Raw genomic sequence first — 7,853 nt, 5'->3', positions numbered from 1 at the left:
GGCCAACTGGGACGGCGACTTCCTCGACCTCGTCGAACAGGCGCATCTCACCTTCACGGGCAAGTCCGACGGTGAAATTGCCTTCGGTGCGCTGAAGGGCTTCCTCGATGTCCGCTACGGCGCGCGAGACGGTTCGGCCTGCGCGGAGTTCTCATGGGAAGGGCACGATGAGAATGACCCCGCCTGCGGTCGCGGATGAGCTATGATCGGCACTGCGGGCAGGCTCGTCGGTCACTTCTACATACACAATGGCGACGATTCAGCCTTCGTTTGCGAACGCGGCTGAGTTCTTCAACAGCCTGCTAGGTCTTCTCCAGGACGCCCCACGAGGTGATACAGCGCTTTAAGACGCGCGGCTTCTGGTGGGAGATTGGTTGTGAAGACCAGATTCGCGGATCCAAGCGGAGAATGTCATCGGCGCTATCGGCTATCCAGCCTACCGCACGGGCCGCTGTGAGCGAGGGCCGTTCCATTGAGCTCGTTCCGAACCACGATTGCCTTGAGCCTGATTTAGGCCGATCGGCGATTGGAAGATTTTCAGTCCACGCGTACCGACTCGCGAACGGCGCCAACGTCATGGTTTCCGGCTCCATCTGGCCACTTCCACTGTAGCGCACAGCAATGACGAGCTCACGGACATCTGCCCGAAGAGATGCTCTGCCGATCTCATCCGGCAAGCTGACCGTTACTTAATGCATCCACAGATCCCTCCAGCTACCTCTTGTCATCGGCTAACTAGTAGAGCTCTCGATGATCCGGCGGTTCGCGCCGCTGCGTTTTGAACAGAAATAAACTAGTGAACGACGCTCCCCAGCGTGCACAGGCTTCACCTCATGCCGGTTCCTGCATGTAGTAACAAGTACGCTTCCAAATGGTGGTCGAAACACGTGTTGTTCGTACGCACTAGGATATACCACAAACTCACCCCCCTCAAATTCTCTAGTGAGTTGAACAATCACGGCGTACTCGAAATCAGGGTCGCTCTCAGCATCCAAATGGATGCCAACAAAGGATCCGGTCGGCATACGATGCATTTGGCAGCGGCGAATCACATAATCAGACCATCCTCCTAAGATCTTTTTCAACGAGAGGCGACGGTGTTTCCTTTCGAGTAACTCGATGATTTGAGCTGGAGCTGTACCATGCGCATTGCTAGGAGGGCGGCCGGGCAGATCTACCCTGACGCGTTTCACAAAGACACTGTGTGAATCGCCGGCATCCCCTTCCCGCACCTCCTCCTCTTCGGGAATCTCGGTCTGCAGCTGATCGACCCTTGCCAAGTCATCATCGGTGAACAAGGTCTGGGGGGCGATCAAGACCGTCCCCTTAACCAACAGCTCTATGCGGTATTTTGTGAGAGCCTCTTCTGCAAGCAGGCGGGATTTATCATTTACTGCGCGTGCCATTCGCGTTTACTCCAAGTTCGGACTTAAGGGATCCTTCGCTATCCCCCTGCATCGAGTGGATGGCCTGCTCCCAACGCTCGCCATCAAAATCCTCTTTTCATACGCTTTCGATCGTTCGTTTATCCAAGCATCCAATATTTACGCTGAATCCTGAAGGACTGGATCGAGGCCTGTAGAATGGCTTTACGCCGCAGATCCGGCAAAACGTGTGCCGAGCGACGTTCTTATTAAACTGGTACGAAGTGAGAAATTCTTCGCCGCACTCAATGCCCAATTTGTCGCCAGGCACGAGCAAATGTAAAAATTTCAACATTTGGCAAATTGAGCAATTGCATCGCACTGCGGAAAGCACTCGCGGCGCTCGAACGTAGAATTTCACAGAACCACAATGACAGCGGCCATGGTGGCGGATCTCGGCACCATCGCCTTCGAGGGAAAACCCTGCGAGCAGATCCCGGCACCACTCCAAGCTGTGCCGATAGGCTCGATCAAACTCATCGAAAAAACGGCTACTGCTGTCAGCCGGGACAATTTCGCCAATGAGGCGGCTTGTCATCTCCCCGTGATATTTTTCCGCTGGATCCTCGACGACGACATGGACCCGAAAGTACTCAAGATCGTCTGCCTCCACATCAAAGGTCTTGACCACAGTGGCCGATAGCGACTGGATCATCTCCGCAGCATGCAGTTCGAATGCGACCATGTAGGCGCAACGCACCACGGGGTCTTTCGATGACAGCCCGGCATACAGAGAATGCAGATATCGCTTTGTTGTGGGGCTATAGTTGGGTTTTACTGCCCCACCGAGTCGTCGCGATGCATCTTTTCTAAATAGGTTCGAGTGGAACTGTTCGGTGGCCAGAATATCGGGTAACGCCGCGTTGGCGGCCCGGAGAACTCGGCTATGACCACCCGTCTCATCCCAACAGATGAAATTTGCGACCACGCTGGTCAGTTCAACATGCCTCGGAAGGTCGCGATTGCTATGCATCGCAGCGAATACAAGGTCCTTTTGGGACCCTGCCTGCAGATATGGGAACGCCTGTGACATCGCCAGGTATTCAGGAATCAGGCTGACAATCTGGTCCTTTGACATCGCCGCAGCGAACGGATGGGGGCCGAACAGCGCTCGCGCTTTCTGTGTCAAATACTCATGGACCGAGATCTGAGGAGGCTGATCCAGTGCAAATTCAGATGCGCGAGAAGACGTCATTTGATCTCTAGCTATTAAGGTGACGCAACTGATCAACGATTTCGTTGGGAAGGCGGTCTATGATGGCGTTGACCATGCATGTGAAACTCCCCTGGGCCGGCACCTTCACGGCAACAGACTGCGGCATGACGAGCTCGGTCCTATTGATGATCGCATCGATGGAAACATGTCCATTTGATTATGGCGGCGACGATGCGCCCGGCAGACTCGACGCGTCACTCGAAAGCAGTAACGCAGTTGAGATCAAGCATTGCGGGCTAACGCCGCGAGTTCGGTTTCTAGCTTCGGTTGATGCTTGAAGATGGCGTCGATCAGCGCTTGCGCTGGTTGTTCGGCCGCTTCAACCAGTGCCGCCTTCTCAGCGCGGGCGGACGGAGCGAACACCCGCTTGACGACAGTCGGCGAGCCCCTAAGACCGCATTTTGAGACGTCCTCGACGCCGGCATCCTGGGCGCTCCATTTCACGATCGGGGCGCGCGCAGCGCGCAAGGCATCCGCCATGGCGCCACGACGAATCTGGTTGGTCGCCTCCAGCATGGTGATCAGGCAGGGCAGCCTGGTGTGCAGAACCTGGACCCCACCTTCGGAGCGCCGCTCTGCTTCAATTGTGCGTGCGGTGAGATCAAGCGACCTGACCTTGGCGACGTAGGTTAGCTGAAGCACGCCTAGCCGCTTTGCGATGCCGGGCCCGACCTGCGCGGTATCGCCGTCGATGGTTTGCTTGCCGGTAAAGATAAGATCTGGCCGGCCATATTCCTTGTCGATCTTTCGAATGGCTGTTGCCAGTGCGTACGTTGTGGCCAGGGTATCGGAGCCCGCAAAGCAACGATCGGTTAGCAGTACCGCGCGATCGGCGCCAAAGGTCAGCGCTTTTCGCAGCGAGTCTTCAGCCGACGGCGGCCCCATTGTAAGCACGGTTATTTTGCCGCCGAACCGATCGCGTAGCTCCAGTGCGGCCTCGAGCGCGAAAAGGTCATATGGGTTGATGATCGTCGGCACGCCCTGGCGCATGATCGTATTGGTGACCGGGTGCACGCGGATCTGTGCAGAATCGGGAACTTGTTTAATGCAGACGACATTGTGCACAGTTCAGCTCCATAAATTGCCACAGCTGCGAAGAAGAACAGCAAGTGTTGTACCAGCGCGCATGATTTCGGAATCAGCTCAACAATACAAAGACTTAGGCGAGCCAGGCGATATCGCCCGACGCTCCCGACGAAGCAATGTCGACACTCGTCGCGACTGCGACAGTGCTGTTCGAGCGACGTGATCGGCAATTGAGCCGGCCCGGGAGAGTTCCTCCTCAACGAGGTGGGTTTTGCTCCAGACGATCAAGATGCGGATACAATCCGTCCGAGCCGGCGTTGGCTTGATATCTCGGTTGAACTATGGATCAACCAAGCCGCTCGCCACGACGACCGAACGCATCGACGCTCGGTGGTGTTCTGCACGTCGAACGCAAGCCGACCTCTCTCCCGGTCGAGCGACCTCATGCTCACAGCTCTCGAGTCCTGTCCGGGTCTCTATCCATCATGAAAACCTGCCGTGGATAGGACCGTCCTCAGAGGAGGGGTAGACCAGCCCCCCCGAAACCATCGACGATTAACCTGCCACGGCTATTTGCCTCAATGTGATGATCGCAACTCCGGCTCCTGTGTCCTTCTCAAAATCGCTTGATCTCGATTCCGTATTTCCTCAACGCGTAGCCGATCTGGCGCGGAGTAAGTCCGAGCAAGCGCGCTGCCTTTGCTTGAACCCAACCGGATTTTTCCATGGCGGCAATGACCCGTTCGCGATCGGCAATCTTCGCGCCGCTTACGAGGACTGTGCCGGGAGGCCCCAGTGAGGCCAACTCGCTGCCAACAGACGGCAGCGGCGCGTCCGCCTCAGTCACGGGTGTGACAGGACTCGCCGGCATTGGCATGGTTGGTGCAGGCTGGACTGTCATCTCATCCGATGTACTTTTCCAGAGCATCGCGGAAAGGCACTGGCCATGGCAACATGCAAAGTCATTTCTCACGATCGAGGGCCCGGCGGCCAGGGTGGCTGTTCGCTGGATGCAATTTTCGAGTTCGCGGACATTTCCTGGAAATCCGCAGTTCATCAGCACATCGATCGCACTCGCCTCAAAGCTCAGCGTACGGCAGTTCTCGCTGTTGAAATTTTTCAGAAACTCGCTGGCAAGCAACGGAATATCACTTCGCCTTTCGCGCAGCGCTGGCAGCATCAAGGGAACTACGCTGATGCGATAATATAGGTCTGCGCGGAACTCGCTCCTCGCCACAGCCTCTTCAAGATTCCTATTGGTCGCAGCTATGACACGAACATCCACCTTGATGGTCTGGTTACTGCCGACGCGCTCGAACTCCTGCTCTTGCAGAACTCGCAGCAACTTCGCCTGGAACGGGGCCGAAATTTCACCGATCTCGTCAAGAAACAGCGTGCCCTTGTCGGCAAGCTCGAAGCGCCCTTTGCGCGCGCTGAACGCGCCGGTAAAGGCACCCTTCTCGTGACCGAACAATTCGGACTCCAGAACTGTCTCAGGGAGCGCCGCGCAATTCAGCTTGATGAAGGGCCGCTTGGCACGCAACGACAACTCGTGAATGGCCTTGGCTACGAGTTCCTTCCCAGTACCGGATTCACCGCGAAGCAAAACGGTGCTGTTCGATTTAGCGACGACCGCGATCTTCTCGAGCAGCCCGCGCAGCGCCGGGCTGTCGCCGATGATCCCGTGGATCGGTACCTTCTTGCGCTCCCTTGCGGGCTGTCTAAGCTCTGACAGTTGCTTTTGCAGCCGGTCTTTCTCCACCATCAGTCGTTCGCGGTCACAGGCGAACAGGCGATGCAGCTTAACTGTCTGCCCGACCAGGTTGGCGATCATGCCGAGCAGCCGCGCGTCGTAGTCAAGTTGTTGGCTCGACCCGTCGTTCCGAATACGATCAACCGTCAGCGTACCCACGACTTTCGGATCAATACGAATTGGAACCCCGATGAATGACACCGGCATATTGTCTGTGGCGCCGAGCACCTGCAGGTCCGCAGCGCTGAACGCCGGCTCGACTGCCACATTCTCGGCGATCAGGGGTGTGTCCGTCGCGACGATCCGATCGATCGCCTTCCGCGGCAAGTGCATCCGGTAGCGCTCGTCACTACCCTCGCTCCAGCCGGCTCCCACGGCGATGTCCGGCATCCCTTCATCGTCGAAGAGTGAAACGATGCCGTGTCGCATCTGCACAAACGATTGCAGAAGATCGACCACTTTGGCCAATGTCACTTCGAGCCGGCAAGGTGCAGTGAGCACCCTTGATATTTCGAAGATGCCGGTCAGAGCGCTCTCGCACAGCGGTTCGACCGAGACCTCGCGCTCCGTCTCTGACTGTGAGTTAGGTCTTTCGCGTGTGGATGCGATATGCAGCATAACGAGGTCTCCGTTGTTCTGATCGTCCTCCCCTGGCACCTTGTTCGGGTTTGCGAGCGTTTCTTTGCATGTCATGCTCGATCTAGCGCCAAGTGTTGACGAGATGACATAGGAGGGTAACACCTTTTCATGGCACGAGGGTAACTCACAGGGCCTCGATCTCAGCTTTTGCGGAATGGGTGCGTAACGTCGGCGTGAGACGCAAGTTCCACTACTTCGGTTCAAATCAGCTACCTTGCTGGGCCTCGCCGTTTCAAAGATGTTGCCCACCATTGATCGGCACCTCGGCGCCGGTGACATAACTTGCAGCATCCGAACATAGGAAGAAGATGACCTTGGCCACTTCATCGGGTGTTCCCACTCTGCGCAGCGGGATGCTTGGCACGAGACGCGCTTCCGTGTCGAGCGACAACATACTCGTCTGTATTTCGCCGGGTGCGATCGCATTCACGCGAATGCCATGCGGCGCATAATCGTGGGCCATTTCTCGTGTCAGACTTGCAAGCGCAGCTTTCGACGTCGCATACGCACTGCCGGCAAATGGGTGCACCCGCGAGCCCGCGATGGACGTCACGTTGACGATCGATCCTGACGCAGCCCTCAGCTCCTCAAACAGTCCTTGCGCCAGCATTATCGGAGCCACCAGATTGAGATGGAACACCCTCATCCAGGTTTCGGGTGAGGTCGTCAACGACGTTAGCCGGCCACCATTGGACGATTTCGGCGAGACGCCGGCATTGTTCACCAGCGCGTGCAACGGTGCGCCCGCCAACCGTTTCTTGACCTCGGTGATCACGCGCGGCAGCATTCGATGATTGCCAAGATCGACTTGGACATGATCCTCGTTCCCTGACTCCCACGGGCACCGCTCGCGATCGAACGGTTGGCGCGCGCAAGAAATGATCCGCCAGCCCGCCTGCGAAAACAGCTTGGCAGTGGCGTGACCGATTCCGCGTGAGGCGCCGGTCAGCAACATCGCCTTCTTTTCTCCCGGGTGGACGCCGGCGTGGCAGGCATGCACGGGACAACCCGACTGTGTTGCAGACAACAGACCTCCGACCATATCGTCATTTGGCACATCGAGACCCACGCCAGCCTCCCATCCTGTAGCGCCGTCGGCGGACACGTAGCAGGATTTGGGCCATCGCTATGCACGCAAACGCGCCCCGCTTTTGCGTCCTAATGTCGCGCTCGCGTAACAGTTGGAGGCTTAGCGACAAGGCGCGTATGCTTTGCGACAGCGACGGCTTATCACCTACAAAAATGCCGCGCGCACTCGCCCGTGCTACGCGATCAGGGCGTAAAGCACGCCCCGCCTTGCTGGCTCGCAGCCTGACCAGCGAGTGGATGGACAGCGTCTCTCGTCCGAGCAACTATCGGTCAGGATCGCTTTCGCAATGTACAGCCGCATCAACTTGTACAGAACATGACGTAACCAGCTCCATACGTCAGGTTCGCCCGTCACTAGAGCGTGATGAGTTTAGTTTTGGTCATATCCGGCGTTTGCGAAGTAGTTGGCGCATTCGGCCGGTGAGACGGTGCCGAGGATCGGAGCGATAGCATCGTAGACGGCCTCGGTGGTTCGCTGTGCGGCTTTGCGCAGCCAGTGTTTGAACTTGGCGAAGAACTGCTCGATCGGATTGAGATCAGGCGAGTATTTCGGCAGGTAGAAGAGCCGGGCGCCGGCGGCACGGATGGCGCGACGCACGGCGTGGGCCTTGTGCGAGCCGAGATTGTCCATGATGACGATGTCGCCGTGCCGCAGGGTCGGGACCAGAGCCTTCTCGATATAGACAAGGAAGGCTTCGCCGTTGAT

At 57.3% G+C, this 7,853-nt stretch carries 6 protein-coding genes and 1 pseudogene; 1 reads left to right on the top strand and 6 read right to left on the bottom strand.

From position 1 onward, the window contains the following. Positions 1–286, top strand: a pseudogene (locus tag K359_RS55965) (hypothetical protein); the annotation flags it as partial. A 445-nt stretch (positions 287–731) separates the two neighbouring features. Here K359_RS55965 and K359_RS0145595 read toward each other — a convergent pair. From K359_RS0145595 to K359_RS55960, 6 genes are all read right to left on the bottom strand, one after another. Further along, the gene (locus K359_RS0145595; RefSeq protein ID WP_029084981.1) at positions 732–1,406 is read right to left on the bottom strand and encodes a 2OG-Fe(II) oxygenase; all 675 of its coding nucleotides are present in this window, start codon (positions 1,404–1,406) and stop codon (positions 732–734) included. A gap of 97 nt (positions 1,407–1,503) precedes the next feature. Continuing rightward, positions 1,504–2,619, bottom strand: coding sequence for a GFA family protein (locus tag K359_RS60330; RefSeq protein WP_165125944.1), 1,116 nt, complete (start codon positions 2,617–2,619; stop codon positions 1,504–1,506). 243 nt (positions 2,620–2,862) lie between these two features. Next, on the bottom strand, positions 2,863–3,705 hold the full coding sequence (locus K359_RS0145580; protein ID WP_029084979.1) for an electron transfer flavoprotein subunit beta/FixA family protein: 843 nt from the start codon (positions 3,703–3,705) through the stop codon (positions 2,863–2,865). A 577-nt stretch (positions 3,706–4,282) separates the two neighbouring features. Further along, entirely contained in the window at positions 4,283–6,037 is a 1,755-nt protein-coding gene (gene nifA, locus K359_RS0145575) for a nif-specific transcriptional activator NifA (RefSeq protein WP_029084978.1), read from the bottom strand. Between the two features lie 253 nt (positions 6,038–6,290). Then, positions 6,291–7,127: an SDR family NAD(P)-dependent oxidoreductase gene (locus K359_RS0145570; protein WP_029084977.1), complete on the bottom strand. Its 837-nt coding sequence runs from the start codon at positions 7,125–7,127 to the stop codon at positions 6,291–6,293. Between the two features lie 390 nt (positions 7,128–7,517). Beyond that, a partial coding sequence (locus tag K359_RS55960) for an IS630 family transposase (RefSeq protein WP_051346812.1) occupies positions 7,518–7,853 on the bottom strand: 336 nt, incomplete at its 5' end.

This window comes from Bradyrhizobium sp. th-b2 (assembly GCF_000426785.1).
GTDB lineage: Bacteria > Pseudomonadota > Alphaproteobacteria > Rhizobiales > Xanthobacteraceae > Bradyrhizobium > Bradyrhizobium septentrionale.
Note: the sequence above shows the minus strand (reverse complement) of the source record. Positions and strands in the feature narration are given on the sequence as shown.

Bases quoted from the DNA above. Each gene is read 5' to 3' on its own strand.
- nifA (WP_029084978.1), bottom strand. From the start codon at position 6,037: ATGCTGCATATCGCATCCACACGCGAAAGACCTAACTCACAGTCAGAG.
- K359_RS60330 (WP_165125944.1), bottom strand. From the start codon at position 2,619: ATGACGTCTTCTCGCGCATCTGAATTTGCACTGGATCAGCCTCCTCAG.
- K359_RS0145595 (WP_029084981.1), bottom strand. From the start codon at position 1,406: ATGGCACGCGCAGTAAATGATAAATCCCGCCTGCTTGCAGAAGAGGCT.